The 17,412-nt window shown below is 64.6% G+C and carries 12 protein-coding genes, 3 pseudogenes and 1 riboswitch; of the genes and pseudogenes, 14 read left to right on the forward strand and 1 reads right to left on the reverse strand.

Annotation, left to right across the window (positions count from 1 at the left end; all coding sequences use genetic code 11):
• Positions 1–224: 224 nt before the first annotated feature.
• The 6 genes from ASG77_RS13930 to ASG77_RS13955 all read left to right on the forward strand — a co-directional run bounded on the left by ASG77_RS13930 (position 225) and on the right by ASG77_RS13955 (position 6,052).
• Complete coding sequence (locus tag ASG77_RS13930; protein WP_056346464.1) at positions 225–1,631, forward strand: DUF6421 family protein; 1,407 nt, start codon at positions 225–227, stop codon at positions 1,629–1,631.
• A complete protein-coding gene (locus ASG77_RS13935) occupies positions 1,628–2,359 on the forward strand; it encodes an SDR family NAD(P)-dependent oxidoreductase (protein WP_327019625.1) in 732 nt (243 codons plus the stop codon). The genes ASG77_RS13930 and ASG77_RS13935 overlap by 4 nt, the downstream gene beginning before the upstream one ends.
• Positions 2,360–2,632: 273 nt before the next feature.
• The gene (locus tag ASG77_RS13940) at positions 2,633–3,424 is read left to right on the forward strand and encodes an ABC transporter substrate-binding protein (RefSeq protein WP_235564546.1); all 792 of its coding nucleotides are present in this window, start codon (positions 2,633–2,635) and stop codon (positions 3,422–3,424) included.
• Positions 3,421–4,395 (forward strand): amino acid ABC transporter permease, encoded by a 975-nt coding sequence (locus tag ASG77_RS13945; protein ID WP_082576048.1) that lies wholly within the window; start codon positions 3,421–3,423, stop codon positions 4,393–4,395. Before ASG77_RS13940 ends, ASG77_RS13945 begins: the two co-directional genes overlap by 4 nt.
• Positions 4,396–4,412: 17 nt before the next feature.
• Positions 4,413–5,180 carry an amino acid ABC transporter ATP-binding protein gene (locus ASG77_RS13950; protein WP_056346552.1) on the forward strand — a complete coding sequence of 256 codons (768 nt, stop codon included), beginning with the start codon at positions 4,413–4,415 and terminating at the stop codon, positions 5,178–5,180.
• Positions 5,181–5,383: 203 nt separating this feature from the next.
• Positions 5,384–6,052: a DsbA family protein gene (locus ASG77_RS13955; protein WP_056346468.1), complete on the forward strand. Its 669-nt coding sequence runs from the start codon at positions 5,384–5,386 to the stop codon at positions 6,050–6,052.
• 279 nt (positions 6,053–6,331) lie between these two features.
• Here ASG77_RS13955 and ASG77_RS13960 read toward each other — a convergent pair whose 3' ends face one another.
• Positions 6,332–8,731 carry an ATP-dependent Clp protease ATP-binding subunit gene (locus tag ASG77_RS13960; RefSeq protein WP_056346470.1) on the reverse strand — a complete coding sequence of 800 codons (2,400 nt, stop codon included), beginning with the start codon at positions 8,729–8,731 and terminating at the stop codon, positions 6,332–6,334.
• A 389-nt stretch (positions 8,732–9,120) separates the two neighbouring features.
• Positions 9,121–9,218: riboswitch (glycine riboswitch) on the forward strand.
• A 161-nt stretch (positions 9,219–9,379) separates the two neighbouring features.
• On the opposite strand from ASG77_RS13960, the gene ASG77_RS13965 reads away from it, so the two are divergent.
• The 8 genes and pseudogenes from ASG77_RS13965 to ASG77_RS21960 form a co-directional block, all read left to right on the forward strand.
• Positions 9,380–12,023, forward strand: a 2,644-nt coding sequence (locus ASG77_RS13965; RefSeq protein WP_442854246.1) for a glycine dehydrogenase (aminomethyl-transferring), incomplete at its 3' end; no start/stop codon positions are given.
• Position 12,024: 1 nt separating this feature from the next.
• A pseudogene (locus tag ASG77_RS22605) lies at positions 12,025–12,309 on the forward strand (hypothetical protein); the annotation flags it as partial.
• A gap of 1 nt (position 12,310) precedes the next feature.
• Positions 12,311–12,571, forward strand: a pseudogene (locus ASG77_RS23050) (hypothetical protein); the annotation flags it as partial.
• 22 nt (positions 12,572–12,593) lie between these two features.
• The gene (gene gcvT, locus ASG77_RS13970; RefSeq protein WP_056346472.1) at positions 12,594–13,706 is read left to right on the forward strand and encodes a glycine cleavage system aminomethyltransferase GcvT; all 1,113 of its coding nucleotides are present in this window, start codon (positions 12,594–12,596) and stop codon (positions 13,704–13,706) included.
• A 217-nt stretch (positions 13,707–13,923) separates the two neighbouring features.
• A complete protein-coding gene (gcvH, locus tag ASG77_RS13975; RefSeq protein ID WP_056346474.1) occupies positions 13,924–14,307 on the forward strand; it encodes a glycine cleavage system protein GcvH in 384 nt (127 codons plus the stop codon).
• Positions 14,304–15,626 (forward strand): serine hydroxymethyltransferase, encoded by a 1,323-nt coding sequence (gene glyA / locus ASG77_RS13980; RefSeq protein WP_056346476.1) that lies wholly within the window; start codon positions 14,304–14,306, stop codon positions 15,624–15,626. The genes gcvH and glyA overlap by 4 nt, the downstream gene beginning before the upstream one ends.
• Positions 15,627–15,839: 213 nt before the next feature.
• Positions 15,840–17,237 (forward strand): L-serine ammonia-lyase, encoded by a 1,398-nt coding sequence (locus ASG77_RS13985; protein ID WP_056346478.1) that lies wholly within the window; start codon positions 15,840–15,842, stop codon positions 17,235–17,237.
• Between the two features lie 13 nt (positions 17,238–17,250).
• Positions 17,251–17,412, forward strand: a pseudogene (locus tag ASG77_RS21960) (lipoyl synthase); the annotation flags it as partial.

Consider the following 17,412-nt stretch of genomic DNA (forward strand, 5'->3'; position numbering starts at 1 on the left):
CAATCAAAAAACAATATGTGCGTACCTATGCACCTATTGTAGACGGCTAAACTCCAGCGCCGTGCAGGGCCAACCTCGAGCGGGTGCGCAGGAAACTCTTGGTCACCAGCTCTATTTCCCGAATCTAGACTAAGACTTGCTTACTGTGCCCCTGTTTTTAGATAAAGAAGTCTTTCTGTTCATTAGTGTTACGCGGGTCACAGAGAAGGAAGGACGCCGTAGCAATGACTGCAACAAAAGCACAAAACGTATCCCGCTCCTCAACAGGTGCCCTGCTTGCCTCAAACCCGTCCTGGACCGAGCTGAAACGGGCCGCCGGAGAACTGCAGCGGATCCAGGTGAAGGACGGCTCGATACCTGATCCGGGGGACCATGACCGCGCCCTGTACGAGGTCGCCACGATCACGGCTTCACTCAGGGATTTGGCCCCCTCGTTCCCGCACGATGCGGAGTATCTGGCCCGGCTCGAAGTTGACTTCGAGCGGTGGGCTGCCTCCTCGTTCGGGGTCCCGGACTTCCTGGATTCCCTGCTCGCATTCCAGCCACAGCAGCACCGAATCGACGGACTGCCGCACCTGGTGGTCTTCCCTATGTATACGCAGAACGGCAGCCCGAATCGATTCGTGGAGGCTGTGCTGTTCGAAGTAGTGTGGCCGGAGTTCATCGCTGAACTCGAAGGTGCAGAGTATTCGAACCAGCTGTTCGTACCCGTCCGCTTCATCGACTTCACACCCGGCTATGACACGAACTCGGCCGTGCTGTTTCCCGAGAGCGTAGCCGTCCGTGAAACCCCGCAGTTCACCTGGGGTGGTATTTTCGCGGATCGCGAGGCTGAGCGGTTCCGGAGGGTGGTGGCAGCAGCCAGCGACATCACGTCCCTCACTCTCCCCGACTGTGCGCGGCGGCTGCTTGAAGACCCTCAGCTGGCCATGGAAACCTTCGTGATGTGGGACCTGATCCATGACAGGACGCACATGCGCGGGGATCTGCCGTTTGATCCGTTCATGATCAAGCAGAGGATGCCGTATTTTCTCTACACCCTGGAAGAGCTGCGGTGCGATCTGACGGCATTCCGTGAATCCGTGCGTATCGAGAGGGATGAGAACGCGCCGCCGGAGGCGCGAAACCACGCGAAACTCGTCCAGTATGCCGTCATCTTCGACCGGATTTTCCGGTTCGCGATGACAGGAAACCGGGTCCGCAATTACGACGGCCTTGGCGGTCAGCTCCTTTTCGCCTGGATGCACCAGCACAAGGTGCTTCATTGGACGGACTCGAAACTGTCCATCGACTGGTCGGAAGCGCCCGAAGTAGTGATCGAACTAGGCAAGCGGATCGAGGAGCTGTACTGGCGTTCAATTGACCGCCCGAAAACCGCTCACTGGCTTGCGGCTTATGAATTCATCAGCGCCACAGTCACCCCGAACCCCGCATCGCTCTGGGCCAAGGGGCCCGAGGCGCTGGCCCTTGATGGCCCTCCTCGGGGCCTGACCGACCAGGTGCTCGATGACGAGTTCCCCCTTTCAATGTTCTACGAAGCACTGGAGAAAAAGATGAGAAACGTCATCGAATCCACGGCCGGAATCACCGGTGAGCCCAACGGCCGCAACAGCCGCAAGGACGCGGCATGATGGCTCCCGACGGACCCAGGACCGTCATGGTGGCCGGCTCCACCAGCGAAGCCGGGACCGCCGTCGTATCGGCCCTCAGCGGCGCCGGATTCCGCGTCGCCGCCGTGGACCTGGACACTGAACGCGTGCAGAACCTCGCACAGTCCTGGCCCAACGTCACCGGCTACACCTGCAACCTCGCAGAACCCGCGGCCGTCCGGGAACTGGCGTCCTCGGTCCGCCGGGACCTTGGACCCCTCGATGGCCTGATCCACCTGGTGGGCGGCTGGCGCGGCGGCGACGGCATACCGGGGCAGGAGGACTCTGACTGGGACTTTCTGCACACCAGCGTCCTGACGACACTGCGAAACACCAGCCGCGCCTTCTACGACGACCTTGAAAAGTCCCCGGCGGGCCGGCTGGCCATCGTGTCTGCCCAGGCAGCTGCCAATCCCTCAGCAGGTGGTGCCGCCTACGCGGCGATCAAGGCCGCTTCCGAGGCCTGGACTCTGGCGGTGGCCGACGGCTTCCGCAGCTCACAATCCGGCAGCACGAACCACCGGGAACCGCAGCGGTCAGCTGCCGTCGTGTTCGTGGTCAAGGCCCTCGTCGACGACAAGATGAAGGCTTCCCAGCCCGACCGCAAATTCCCGGGATTCACCCATGTGAAGGATCTCGGAGCCGCTTCGGCCGCCCTGTTCAGCAGGTCCGCTGCCGAACTCAACGGTTCCCGCCTACCCCTGGTCTGATCCTTCACCTATCCGTACCGGGAAGCAGGTAGGGAGATCGACCAAGCGCCAGTACAGGCGCGCCCGCACGCCGACGTGCGTGCAGGCAGTCAGAAACAATCCCATTCATGGGCCACACCAACCAAGAGGTAAACAATGTCGTTTTCTCCGTCCAAGAGGACAAAAGCACTGGCGAGTCTCGCCATCGGCCTTCTTTCTCTGACCGGTTGCACCAATGCATCACAGATCTCGGGGGGAGCTGCCCCGGGTTCCACTGGCTTTGATCCCGCCTCTGTGGCCAGGGACGATGCCCTCGCCGCGAGCGTCCCTGAGGCCATCAGGAGCAAGGGCACCCTCACGGTGGGTGCCGACACAACGTACGCACCTGCCGAATCCCTGGGCGGCGCCGATGGCCAGACCCCGGTGGGCTACAACGTGGATTTCGCCAAGGCCATCGGTGCGACCCTCGGCCTGCAGGTCAGGGTCCAGACGTCGGAATTCACGGGAATCCTGCCCGCTCTCGGTGCCAAGTACGATCTGGGAATCTCCTCCTTCACCATCAACGCCGAGCGTCTGAAGGCCGTCAACATGGTCAGCTACTTCAATGCCGGCACGTTGTGGGCCGTCCAGAAGGGCAACCCGAAGAATTTCAGCGTCGATGACATCTGCGGCAAAACCGTGGGGGTGCAGACAGGCACCACCCAAGAGGACCCCGACGTCTCCGGCCGGTCCAAGGCATGCACGGATGCCGGAAAACCGGGCGTCAACGTCGTCACTTTGAAAACGCAGACGGATGTGACCACCCGCCTGGTGAACGGCAGCATCGACGCAATGGCCGCCGATTCCCCCATCATCGGCTATGCCCTCTCGCAGACCGGCGGCAAGCTGGAGGCCCTGGGCGATGTTTACGCTGCGGCACCGCAAGGTATCGCGGTCGCCAAGAGCGACACCGCCCTGTCCGAGCTCATGAAAAACGTCATGAACAAACTCATCAGCGACGGGACCTACGGGAAAATCCTGGACACCTGGAGCAACACCAAGGGCGCCGTCACGAAGTCTGAAGTAAACCCGGCGGTAGGCAATTGAGCACCCTCGCACCCACCGATACCAGCGACCGCAGGACCGGTGCCGCGCACCGGAAACCGGAACTGATCGACGCCGTTCCGGTCCGCCATCCCGGCCGCTGGGCCGGAGCCGTCCTCATCCTGCTGTTCGCCGCGCTGCTGGGCCAGAGCCTGGTCACCAATACCAATTTCCGCTGGGACATAGTCGGCACCTATTTCATGGACGTGCTCGTCATCCAGGGCATCGGCTGGACGTTGCTGCTGACAGTCCTCTCGATGGCGATCGCCATCATGCTGGCCATTCTCCTGGCCTTCATGCGCCAGTCGGATAATCCCCTGTTCCGCGGCGTGAGCTGGACCTGGGTCTGGTTCTTCCGCGGCACACCGGTCTACACCCAGCTGGTGTTCTGGGGCCTCATCTCCGTTCTTTATCCCAAGATCGCCCTGGGGATTCCGTTCGGACCGGAACTGTTCAGCTTCAGCACCCAGGACGTGATCACCGCCTTCATGGCAGCGATCCTGGGACTGGGGCTGAACGAGTCAGCCTATCTGGCCGAAATTTTCCGCGCCGGCCTGAAGTCCGTCGACTCCGGCCAGATGGAAGCCGCCGAGGCCCTGGGGATGCGCAAGTCCAAAATCATGTGGCGGATTATCCTGCCCCAGGCCATGCGCGTCATCGTGCCGCCCACCGGCAATGAGACCATCGGGATGCTCAAGACCACCTCGCTGGTGCTCGCGGTGCCGTTCACGCTGGACCTGACATTCGCAACCAACGGCATCGCCAACCGCAGCTATCTGCCCATTCCGTTGCTGATCGTGGCCGCCCTCTGGTACCTCGTGATCACCAGCATCCTGATGGTGGGCCAGTACTACGTTGAGCGCCACTTCGGAAAGGGCGTGGACAACATCGTCCCTGCCCCGGTCAAGCCGACCCCGGCGGCCGCCGCAGCCAAAGCAGCCAAAGCACCCAAAGTAGAGGATGAGCTACCGTGACCATCACCAACGACCTCATGACGAGGGAGACCCTCGTCCGGATTGACGGGGTACACAAGTACTTCGGAGAGCACCATGTGCTCCGCGGGATCGACATGACGGTCCGGCAGGGTGAGGTTTCCGTGCTGATCGGGCCGTCCGGGTCCGGGAAGTCCACGTTGCTGCGCTGCATCAACATGCTGGAAACCATCAGCGCCGGCCGGATCCACGTCCGCGAGGAACTGATCGGCTACCGCGAGACCCGCGGCCGCCTGCATGACCTGACCGTCAAAGAGATCGCCGCCCAGCGCAGGGAGATCGGCATGGTCTTCCAGCGCTTCAACCTCTTCCCGCACCGGACGGCGCTGCAGAACATCATCGAGGCGCCCACCCAGGTCAAGCGGCAATCCAAGGTGAAGGCCAGATCACGCGCGATGGAACTTCTGGACCGTGTCGGTCTGGGCAACCATGCCAACCATTATCCCGCGCAGCTCTCGGGCGGCCAGCAGCAGCGCGTGGCCATTGCCCGTGCACTGGCCATGGAACCGGAACTGATGCTCTTCGACGAGCCGACCTCGGCCCTGGACCCGGAACTCGTGGGCGAAGTGCTCAGCGTGATGAAGGACCTGGCCAAGTCCGGCATGACCATGATCGTGGTGACCCACGAGATCGGCTTCGCGCGCGAGGTCGGAGACACCCTGACGTTCATGGACGGCGGCGTCGTCGTCGAAAGCGGCAACCCGCGTGACATCATCGCCAATCCGCAGCAGGCCCGCACCCAGGAGTTCCTCTCCAAAGTTCTCTGACGGCTCAACCCAGACGGTCCGGGCGTGATGTGCGAAGCTGATCATGCCCGGACCGGCATTGGTGTCTCCGGCCGGGTCACTCGAGCCACGCCTCGGCGACGCGTCGCGCGAATCGGAGTAGCCGCAGGTCAAAGACTCCTGTGCGGTGGCGCGCTGGCTATGATCGAGGTAATGGGTTCTGAGCTGAGGGGGATCACTGGCTGATGAGTGCCGTTACTGTCGCGCGCAACGTCCGCGTCGCTATCTGGACTATTATGGCGGTCCTTGTGGCTGGGGGCGTGATCTGGTTCGCCGTGTTTACCGCAAACAAACCTGCCACGCCCGCGCCGCCGGCGTCCGCTGATTCCCAGGTGGCGAGGGAAGACAGTCACCGGCTCACCAGCCCACCGGCCGAAAAAGCCCAGCTGGTCGAGTTTCTGGACTTCGAGTGCGAGGCCTGCCGCGCCGCCGAGCCCTTGGTGGCGGAGCTGAAGGAGGAGTACGGGGACAGGATCACGTTCACCCACCGCTACTTCCCCCTGCCCGGACACCTGAACTCCGGCACCGCAGCGCTCGCTGTCGAAGCCGCCGCGCGCCAGGGGCACTACGAACCGATGGTCACGAAGCTGTTCGCGACCCAGCCCGAATGGGGCGAAAAACAGGACTCCCAGGCCGCCCTCTTCCGGACCTACGCGGAAGGCCTCGGCCTGGACATGGCCCGGTTCGATCAGGATGTTGTTGCCGAGGACACCAAGGAACGGATCCGCCGGGACATCGCGGACGGGAAAGCCCTGGGTGTTACCGGCACCCCGACGTTCTTCCTCAACGGCGAAAAACTCACCCTCAACACCGAAGCCCAGTTCCGGCAGCTGCTCGACGACGCCGTCCGGTAGCAGGGCGGCGCCTTGCAACAGCGGGGCGGCACCGGATTTACGCCCGCAACTCCCGATCAATCCATTCCATGCGGGCCCGCACCAACTGGAAACGCAGGTCACCAGGTCCGGTCAATCGTGCCAAAGATTTTGGGAGTTGCAACGACCGTGCCGTCCCTGTCGAAGCAGCAGCACCCGGCTGGATCCCCAGGGCGTCATGGAATCCTTCGCCTGCAGCACAGTGAGGTGTGACACCGGACTTCAGCCCGCCTCGACGGTAGTCAGACGTGGTTGTCCTGGTCAGCTCGCGGCCGGCAGTGCGTCCGGGATCCGGGGTTTCGTGTTTCCTGCGAAGGTGAACTGCGCGTCGTCGCCGTCGCCGTCAACGTCCACCACAACAATGTCGCCCGGGTGGATCTCTCCGACGAGGATCTTCTCGGAGAGCTGGTCTTCGATCTCGCGCTGGATGGTGCGGCGCAGCGGCCGCGCACCCATGGCCGGGTCATACCCGCGGGTTGCCAGCAGCACCTTGGCTGCGGTGGTGAGCTCGATACCCATGTCCTTGTCTGCCAGGCGCTGCTCCAGGCGGCCGATCATCAGGTCCACGATCTGGATGATCTCCTCCTGGGTCAGCTGGGGGAACACGATGACGTCGTCAACACGGTTCAGGAACTCGGGGCGGAAGTGCTGCTTGAGCTCCTCCGTGACCCGGGCGCGCATCCGGTTGTAGCCGGTCTGCGTGTCCGTGCCGGACTGGAAGCCGGTGGCAACGCTCTTGGAGATGTCCCGGGTGCCCAGGTTGGTGGTCATGATGATCACCGTGTTCTTGAAGTCCACCACCCGGCCATGGGAGTCGGTCAGGCGGCCGTCTTCCAGGATTTGCAGGAGTGAGTTGAAGAGGTCAGCGTGCGCCTTCTCCACCTCGTCGAACAGGACCACGGAGAACGGACGACGCCGGACCTTCTCGGTCAGCTGGCCGCCTTCGTCGTAACCGACGTAGCCCGGAGGGGCACCGAAGAGCCGCGACACCGTGTGCTTCTCCGAGTACTCGGACATGTCCAGCGTGATGAGGGCGTCCTCGTCACCGAACAGGAAGTCGGCCAGGGCCTTGGCGAGTTCGGTCTTGCCGACGCCGGTGGGGCCGGCGAAGATGAACGAGCCGCCGGGACGCTTGGGGTCCTTCAGGCCTGCACGGGTGCGGCGGATGGCCCGCGAAACCGACCTAATCGCCTCGTCCTGGCCCACCACGCGCTGGTGCAGTTCGTCTTCCATCTTCAGCAGACGGCTGGATTCTTCCTCGGTCAGCTTGAAGACCGGGATGCCGGTGGCGTTCGCCAGCACCTCGGCGATCAGTTCCTCATCAACTTCGGAGATGTCGTCCAGGCCGCCGGTCTTCCAGTGGCGTTCCTTCTCTCTACGCTGCGCGACGAGCTTCTGCTCCTGGTCGCGCAGCCCTGCGGCACCCTCGTAGTCCTCCGCATCCAACGCGGACTCCTTCTCCATTTTCAGGGCAGCGATGCGCTCGTCCATCGCCTTGAGCTCCGGCGGTGCGCTCATGCGCCGGATACGCAGCCGGGCGCCGGCCTCATCGATCAGGTCGATGGCCTTGTCCGGCAGGAAGCGGTCCGAGATGTAACGCTCCGAGAGGTTCGCGGCGGCCACCAGGGCGCCGTCGGTGATGGTGACCCGGTGGTGTGCCTCGTACCGGTCGCGCAGGCCCTTGAGGATCTCGATCGCGTGCGCGACGGAGGGCTCCTTGACCTGGATCGGCTGGAAGCGGCGCTCCAGGGCAGCATCCTTCTCGATGTGCTTGCGGTAGTCATCGAGCGTGGTCGCACCAATGGTCTGCAGCTCGCCCCGGGCCAGCAACGGCTTCAGGATCGAAGCCGCATCGATCGCACCCTCGGCCGCACCGGCACCGACAAGGGTGTGGATCTCATCAATGAACAAAAGAATATCCCCGCGGGTGCGGATCTCCTTCAGGACCTTCTTCAGACGCTCCTCGAAGTCACCGCGGTACCGGGAACCGGCCACCACGGAGCCCAGGTCCAGCGTGTACAGCTGCTTGTCCTTGAGAGTCTCCGGGACATCGCCGCGGACGATGGCCTGGGCGAGGCCTTCGACGACGGCGGTCTTGCCGACGCCGGGCTCACCGATCAGGACCGGGTTGTTCTTGGTGCGGCGCGAAAGGACCTGCATGACGCGTTCCATCTCGGACTCGCGTCCGATCACCGGGTCCAGCTTGTTCTCGCGCGCAGCCTGGGTGAGGTTGCGGCCGAACTGGTCCAGCACCACGGAACCGGCGGGAGTGCCTTCGGCCTGGCCCGGGACTGGGTCTGCACCCGTGGTCTCCTTGCCCTGGTAGCCCGAGAGGAGCTGGATGACCTGCTGGCGGACCCTGTCCGGGTCCGCGCCGAGTTTGACCAGAACCTGCGCGGCAACGCCCTCACCCTCGCGGATGAGGCCCAGCAGGATGTGCTCCGTGCCGATGTAGTTGTGGCCCAGCTGCAGGGCCTCCCGGAGCGCGAGCTCCAGCACCTTCTTGGCCCGCGGAGTGAACGGGATGTGGCCGGACGRGGMCTGCTGGCCCKGKCCGAKGATCTCCTGTACCTGCTCGCGCACGCCGTCGAGCGAAATGCTCAAGGACTCAAGAGCTTTGGCGGCAACGCCTTCACCTTCATGGATCAGACCCAAGAACAACTACGCGACGGGCACGGTCCGTAAATCGCTCAAACATTTTCGCCACACTCCTGGCTGTCGCCTACTTTGATGCTACGTCGCCGCAGGCCCTAATGGGGTGTTCGTTGCGACGCAGCATAAAGGGCCAGCCACGCCACCGCGTGTCACCGTGCGGGCGCAGAGGCACCCGCAGTCGCCGAGGCGACCTTGGAGCGCCTGGGTGGCTCTCGGATCGAAGCCGCCAGCGCCGGTAGTCACCCCAAAGACCTTCACCCCAACGCCGTACGCGCGATGCGTGAGCGTGGCACCCGAGGAATCATGTCAAGATGCGCGCGTAGCGTTCTTCTTGCAAGCGGCCCAATATCCGGCTAATCTGTGAGAAGTGTCACGGACAAAGTGGCACATGCTTTTGATCTGCGGCGGGAGAGTCCTGCCGGTACGTTCAGTAGGCGCCGTAGGAGCAAATCCTCCCCAGGAATCTCTCAGGCCCACGTACCGCCGCGGTTAGGCAACTCTGGAAAGTAGTCCGGCAACGGGCTCACCGACGGTGCAAGCGTCACCCTGCGGCAAGCAGGTGGGCGCGGAAACTCTCAGGTCCAATACAGAGTGGGGAGGAACCCGAATCAATGTGGCGTACCCAGCGCGCCACCTGAATTATGGAGTTCCTTCATGACCATCCAGTCGTCCCCTTCCACCTTTGCCGATCGGCATATTGGTGCCCGCCGCCAGACCGATATTGACGCCATGCTCAAAGCCGTTGGCTATGACAGCGTTGACGGCCTCGTGGACGTTGCCGTCCCCGACTCCATCCGCCAGGCCAAGCCGCTGGCACTCAAGGACGCCCTCAGCGAGGTTGAGGTCCTTGCGGAGCTGCGGAAGCTCGCGGCGAAGAACAAGACGGCTGTGCAGATGATCGGCCAGGGCTATTACGACACCGTGACCCCGGCCGTGATCCGCCGGAACATCCTCGAAGCTCCGGCCTGGTACACGGCCTACACGCCGTACCAGCCGGAGATTTCGCAGGGCCGCCTTGAAGCGCTGCTGAACTTCCAGACCATGGTCCAGGATCTGGTGGGCCTGCCGATCGCGAACGCGTCGCTGCTGGATGAAGCCACTGCGGTCGCCGAGGCCGTCCTGATGATGCGCCGCGCCAACAAGAACAAGGCCGCCCATGACGGCAAGACCGTCCTGGATGCCGATTGCCTGCCGCAGACCATTGCGATTGTGAAGGGCCGCGCCGAAGCCCTCGGGTTCGAGGTGGAGGTCGCGGACCTCTCCCGGGGCCTGCCCGACGGCGTCATCAACGGGATCGTCCTGCAGCAGCCGGGCGTTTCCGGCCGGGTCTTCAACCACGCCGACGTCATCAAGGAAGCCAAGGAGCGCGGCGCGCTCGTCACGGTCGCTGCTGACCTGCTGGCGCTGACGCTGATCACCCCTCCGGGGGAGCAGGGCGCGGACATCGCCGTCGGCTCCACCCAGCGTTTCGGCGTGCCGCTGTTCTTCGGCGGCCCGCACGCCGCGTACATGGCCGTGGCCAAGGGCCTGGAGCGGTCCATGCCGGGCCGCCTCGTCGGGGTGTCCAAGGACGACGCCGGGACCCCCGCGTACCGCCTGGCGCTGCAGACCCGCGAGCAGCACATCCGCCGCGAGAAGGCCACGTCCAACATCTGCACCGCGCAGGCACTGCTGGCCATCGTCTCCTCCTTCTACGAGCAGCACATCCGCCGCGAGAAGGCCACGTCCAACATCTGCACCGCGCAGGCACTGCTGGCCATCGTCTCCTCCTTCTACGCCGTCTACCACGGCCCGGACGGCCTGAAGGCAATCGCCGAGCAGGTCCACCGCAACGCCCGCACCCTGGCAACAACGCTGAAGGTCGCCGGCCGCGAACTGGTCACCGAGACCTTCTTCGATACCGTCACGGTCCGCGTCCCGGGCAAGGCCGCCAAGGTCATCGCCGCCGCCGAAGCGCGCGGCATCAACCTGCGCCACATCGACGAGGACACCATCGGCGTCTCCGCTGATGAAACCACGACGACGGATGTCCTCTCCGCGATCGCCGTCGCCTTCGGTGCCGGTCCGGTAGTGGACGCGAAGGGCTTTGAACTGCCCGAGTCGGTGCTCCGCACCTCCGAGTACCTGCAGCACCCGGTGTTCAACACGCACCGTTCCGAGACCCAGCTGCTGCGCTACATCCGCAGGCTGAGTGACCGGGACCTTGCCCTGGACCGGACCATGATTCCGCTGGGGTCCTGCACCATGAAGCTGAACGCCACCGCGGAGATGGAAGCCATTTCCTGGCCGGAGTTCGCCTCGATCCACCCGTTCGCCCCGGATTCCCAGACCGTGGGCTGGCGCGAACTCATCGGCGGACTGGAAGCTGACCTCGCGGAAATCACCGGCTACGACCAGGTCTCCCTGCAGCCGAACGCCGGTTCGCAGGGCGAGCTCGCGGGCCTGCTGGCCATCCGCGGCTACCACCTCTCCCGTGGCGATGACCAGCGCACGGTCTGCCTGATCCCGGCCTCGGCGCACGGCACCAATGCCGCCTCGGCCGTCCTGGCCGGCATGAAGGTTGTGGTGGTGGCCACCGCACCTGACGGCAGCATCGACCACACGGACCTGTACGCCAAGATCGAGGCGAACAAGGACGCGCTCTCGGCGATCATGATCACCTACCCGTCCACTCACGGTGTCTACGACGCCGACGTCACCGAAATCTGCGACGCCGTGCACGCTGCCGGCGGCCAGGTCTACGTGGACGGCGCCAACCTCAACGCCCTCGTGGGCCTGGCGCAACCGGGCAAGTTCGGCGGCGACGTCTCGCACCTGAACCTGCACAAGACCTTCTGCATCCCGCACGGCGGCGGCGGCCCCGGCGTCGGCCCGGTCGCAGCCAAGGCCCACCTGGCACCGTTTATGCCCGGTGACGCCAACAAGGCAGCGCACGAAGCCGGCCACGGCGTGGCCATCAGCGCATCCAACTACGGCTCCGCAGGCGTCCTGCCCATCTCCTGGGCGTATGTGAAGCTCATGGGTGCCGAGGGCCTGACCGAGGCCACGAAGTCGGCGCTGCTCGCGGCGAACTACGTCGCGGCCCGCCTGAACGAGTACTTCCCGGTCCTCTACACCGGCGAGGGCGGGCTGGTGGCGCACGAGTGCATCCTGGACCTCCGTGACCTGACGGCGAAGACCGGCGTCACCGCGGAGGACGTGGCCAAGCGCCTCATCGACTACGGCTTCCACGCCCCCACCCTGGCGTTCCCGGTTGCGGGCACGCTGATGGTGGAGCCCACCGAGTCCGAGGACCTGGNGTGGCCAAGCGCCTCATCGACTACGGCTTCCACGCCCCCACCCTGGCGTTCCCGGTTGCGGGCACGCTGATGGTGGAGCCCACCGAGTCCGAGGACCTGGCGGAGATCGACCGCTTCATCGACGCGATGATCACCATCCGCAAGGAAATCGACCAGGTGGCCAACGGCGACTTCACCGTGGAGAACAGCCCGCTGCGCCACGCACCCCACACCGCGTCCGCCGTCGTATCTTCCGACTGGGCTGGATGCCAACAACGGGGCGTTCCTGAACGCCTGGATTCTTCGNATCACCATCCGCAAGGAAATCGACCAGGTGGCCAACGGCGACTTCACCGTGGAGAACAGCCCGCTGCGCCACGCACCCCACACCGCGTCCGCCGTCGTCACCTCCGACTGGGCCCGTCAGTACCCGCGGGAGCAGGCCGCCTTCCCGGTCCACCACCTCAAGCAGGACAAGTACTTCCCGCCCGTCGGCCGCATCGACGGCGCCGGCGGCGACCGCAACCTGATCTGCTCCTGCCCGCCCATCGAGGAATTCGCGAACTAGTTTCGTGTGAAAGGCTTTCACAATGACTGAGAACTACACCGCTCTCTACGAAGAGCACAAGAAACTCGGCGCTTCCTTCACCGATTTCGGTGGCTGGCAGATGCCCCTGAAGTACAGCTCCGAGCTCGCCGAGCACCACGCTGTGCGCAAGGCTGCCGGCCTGTTCGACCTCTCCCACATGGGCGAAGTCTGGATCTCCGGCCTGGAAGCCGGCGCGTTCCTGGACTACGCACTCGTGGGCAAGCTCTCCGCCATCGCGGACGGCAAGGCCAAGTATTCGCTCATCTGCAACGCCGACGGCGGCATCATCGATGACCTCATCGTCTACCGCTTCGGCGACGAGAAGTACCTCGTGGTCCCCAACGCGGGCAACGCCCCCACTGTCGCCGTCGCCCTGGCCGAACGCGCCACGGCGTTCAACGTGAAGGTGGAGGACGCCTCCGCCATCACCTCGCTGATCGCGGTCCAGGGCCCCAAGGCCGAGGCCATCCTGCTCAAGCTGACCGCTGAGGCCCAGCACGCACTGGTCACCGACCTGAAGTACTACGCGTTCAACGAGCTCACCGTGGCAGGCCACAACGTCATCCTGGCGCGCACCGGCTACACCGGCGAGGACGGCTTCGAGCTCTTCGTAGCGAACGACGGCGCCGCCTCCCTGTGGGCGTCCGTCGCCGAAGCAGGGGCTGAGTTCGGCATTGTTCCGTGCGGCCTCGCCTCACGCGATTCGCTCCGCCTCGAAGCCGGCATGCCGCTGTACGGCAACGAGCTTTCCCTCGAACGTTCACCGTTTGATGCCGGCCTGGGCGGCGTTGTGGCGCTCAAGAGCAAGGAAGGCGACTTCGTGGGCCGCTCCGCCCTGGAAGCCGCCAAGGAAGCCGGATCAAAGCGTAAGCTTGTGGGCTTGAAGGGACTCGGACGTCGCGCCGGCCGCGGGCACTACCCGGTGCTCAAGGACGGTGCCGTGGTTGGCGAAGTCACCTCCGGCCAGCCCAGCCCCACCCTCGGCTACCCGGTGGCGATGGCCTATGTCGACGTCGAGCACGCCGAGATTGGCACCGCCCTGGACATCGACCTGCGCGGCAAGGCAGAGCCTTTCGAGGTTGTCGCCCTGCCGTTCTACAAGCGCCAAAAGTAAGTCCCCCGGGGCGTTGGGAACGGGACCGGCGGACCGGAGTTTTCACGCGTGCTGCTCCTTCGTCGCTCTGACGCACGCTTTCGAAAACCCCCGCCCGCCGGCCCCTCCAGACGCTCTCTCACTTAAAGCACGTTTTAGGCCGACGCTCTCTCACTTAATGCGGTGTTTGGGCCAACGCTCTCTCACTTTTGAATTCGAAACGTAAGGATTGATACCCATGGCTAAGGTTGCCGCTGAACTGAAGTACTCCGCCGAGCACGAATGGATTGCCTTTGATGGCTCTGGTCCGTCCGTTGTTGGTGTGTCCGCTGTTGCCGCTGAGGCGCTGGGCGACATCGTCTACGTGGACCTGCCCGAGGTTGGCTCCACGGTCACCGCGGGGGAGACCTGCGGCGAGATCGAGTCCACCAAGTCCGTCTCTGACCTTTACTCCCCGGTGACGGGCGAGGTCACGGAAATCAACGAAGACGCCGTCGGCGATCCCGCACTGATCAACTCCGATCCTTACGGTGCAGGCTGGCTGTTCAAGGTCACCGTGACCGAAGAGGGCCCGCTGCTCTCCGCTCAGGAATACGCCGAAGTAAACGGTGGCGAACTGTGAGCCCGGCTGCCGCGGCCGCGGGCACAATCAGAGTCTTTGAACAGGTAGTTTCCGCGAGCCTGGACACCGACCTGTCGGTGCTGGACCCGGAGATCGCCGTCAAGATCGACGACGAACTGGGCCGCCAGCGCAATGGCCTGGAAATGATCGCCTCCGAGAACCACACGGCTGTTGCCGTGATGCAGGCGCAGGGCTCGGTCCTGACCAACAAGTACGCCGAGGGCTACCCGGGCAAGCGCTACTACGGTGGCTGCGAGCACGTGGACGTCATCGAGCAGCTGGCCATCGACCGCGTCAAGGCCCTGTTCGGTGCCGAGTTCGCCAATGTGCAGCCGCACTCCGGCGCCCAGGCCAACGCCTCGGTGATGCACGCGCTGATCAAGCCGGGCGATACCATCATGGGCTTGAACCTGGCCCACGGCGGACACCTGACCCACGGCATGAAGATCAACTTCTCCGGCAAGCTCTACAATGTGGTCCCGTACCAGGTCCGCGAAGACACCCACACCATTGACATGGCCGAGGTGGAGCGTCTGGCGCTGGAGCACAAGCCGCAGCTGATCGTCGCAGGCTGGTCGGCCTATGCCCGCCAGCTGGACTTCGCCGAGTTCCGCCGGATCGCCGATCTGGTGGGCGCCTTCCTGATGGTGGACATGGCGCATTTCGCCGGTCTGGTGGCAGCTGGCCTGCACCCGAGCCCGGTGCCGCACGCCCACGTCACCACGTCCACCACGCACAAGACCCTCGCCGGTCCGCGCGGCGGCATCATCCTCTCCAACGATCCAGCGATCGCCAAGAAGATCAACTCGGCTGTCTTCCCCGGACAGCAGGGCGGCCCGCTGGAGCACGTCATCGCCGGCAAGGCCGTGGCCTTCAAGATCGCAGCCACGCCTGAGTTCAAGGAACGCCAGGAGCGCGTCCTGGCCGGCGCCAGCATCCTGGCCGACCGCCTGGTCCAGCCGGACGTCACCGCCAAGGGCATCAACGTGATCTCCGGCGGCACCGACGTCCACCTGGTCCTGGTTGACCTGCGCAACTGTGAGCTGGACGGCCAGCAGGCCGAGGACCGCCTGGCCGCGATTGACATCACCGTCAACCGCAACGCCGTGCCGTTCGACCCGCGCCCTCCGATGGTCACCTCCGGCCTCCGGATCGGCACCCCGGCGCTGGCCACCCGCGGTTTCGGCGAGGCAGCCTTCCGTGAAGTTGCGGACATCATCGCCGAGGCATTGATTGCCGACGCCGACGCGGACCTTTCCGGCCTGCGTCACCGCGTGGAGGCACTCGCCGCCGCGCACCCGCTGTACCCGGGGCTGTAGTCACCTCCGGTGCCGGCGGACCGGACTTTTCACGCGTGCTGCGCCCCACCGTCCCCCTAGCCTCGCAAGCTCGGCCAGGGAACCCGGACGGGGTGGGCCCAGTTCCTCGCTTTGACGCACGCTTTCGAAAAGTCCGGCTCCGGCCGGCACCTCGTGCAGCACCGTGTTCGGCGGGCGCACATCTCTGAAGAATTAATTAGTTAGGAAACGCACATGGCCGTTGGAGTCTTTGATTTGTTCTCCGTCGGGATCGGGCCGTCGAGCTCTCACACTGTTGGGCCGATGCGCGCTGCCGCCGTGTTTGCCGAGGAGCTCAAGGGCTCAGGCAGCCTGGACAGGGTGGCCGGGCTGCGGGTGGACCTGTACGGGTCGCTGGCGGCGACGGGCCACGGCCACGGCACCATGACGGCGATCCTGCTGGGCCTGGAGGGTTTCCACCCGGAAAAGATCCTGCCGGCCGAGGTGGAGGAGCGGCTCGCCGCCATCGCCGAAACCGGTACCCTTCAGCTCGCCGGTTCCGTCCCCCTGCCGTACGGCGTCAAGGACATGGTCCTGCGCCCCCTGACTGTCCTGCCGCGGCACACCAACGGCATGACGTTCACGGTCACGGACGAGGCAGGCGAAGTCCTCCACAAGGCCACGTTCTTCTCCGTCGGCGGCGGTTTCATCGTCCGCGAAGGTGAGGAGGACGCGGCCCTGAAGGAACTGGACGAGTCCAAGAAGGAACTGCCGCTGCCCTTCCGCACCGCGGCGGAGCTGCTGGGACGGTGCCAGTCCAAGGGCCTGTCCATCGGCGAGATCATGTTCGTGAACGAACGTGCGTCCCGCACCGAACAAGAGATCCGCGAAGGCCTGCTGCACATCTACTCCGTCATGGAGGAGTGTGTGGCAACCAGCCTCAAGCGCGAGGGGCTGCTGCCCGGCGGACTGAAGGTCCGCCGTCGTGCTCCGGACTGGCATGAGCGGCTCGAAAAGGAGGACAAGGACCGGGACGCGAAGTACTGGCAGGAATGGGTGAATCTCATCGCCCTGGCAGTGAATGAGGAGAACGCGTCCGGCGGCCGGGTGGTCACGGCACCCACCAACGGCGCTGCCGGGATCATCCCGGCGGTCCTGTACTACGCGCTGCATTTCGCGCCCGGGATGGACAAGGCGACGCAGGAAGACCGCGACGACGTTGTGGTCAAGTTCCTGCTCACGGCCGGTGCCATCGGGGTGCTCTACAAGGAGCAGGCGTCCATTTCGGGTGCCGAGGTGGGCTGCCAGGGCGAGGTGGGATCGGCGTCGTCCATGGCGGCCGGCGCCCTCGCCGAGGTCATGGGCGGGACACCCCAGCAGGTGGAAAACGCCGCGGAGATCGCGATGGAACACAACCTGGGCCTGACGTGCGATCCGATCGGCGGGCTGGTCCAGGTGCCGTGCATCGAGCGCAACGCGATCGCAGCGGCGAAGGCCATCAACGCCGCGAAGATGGCGCTGTGGGGGGACGGTACGCACCGGGTGTCCCTGGATGAGGTGATCGTGACCATGCGCGAGACCGGCAGGGACATGAGCTCCAAGTACAAGGAAACGGCCATGGGCGGCCTCGCCGTCAACGTAGTGGAATGCTAAGGGAAGAGAACTGATGACACTGGCACCAGAAGGCCGGAAGCTGCTGCGCGTTGAGCAGCGCAACTCTGCAGTACCCGTGGAGCGGAAGCCGGAGTGGATCAAGGCGAAGGTCCAGATGGGTCCGGAGTATGTCCAGCTCAAGAACCTGGTCAAGAAGGAAGGCCTGCACACGGTG

This window comes from Arthrobacter sp. Soil762, assembly GCF_001428335.1.
Classification (GTDB): Bacteria; Actinomycetota; Actinomycetes; order Actinomycetales; family Micrococcaceae; genus Arthrobacter.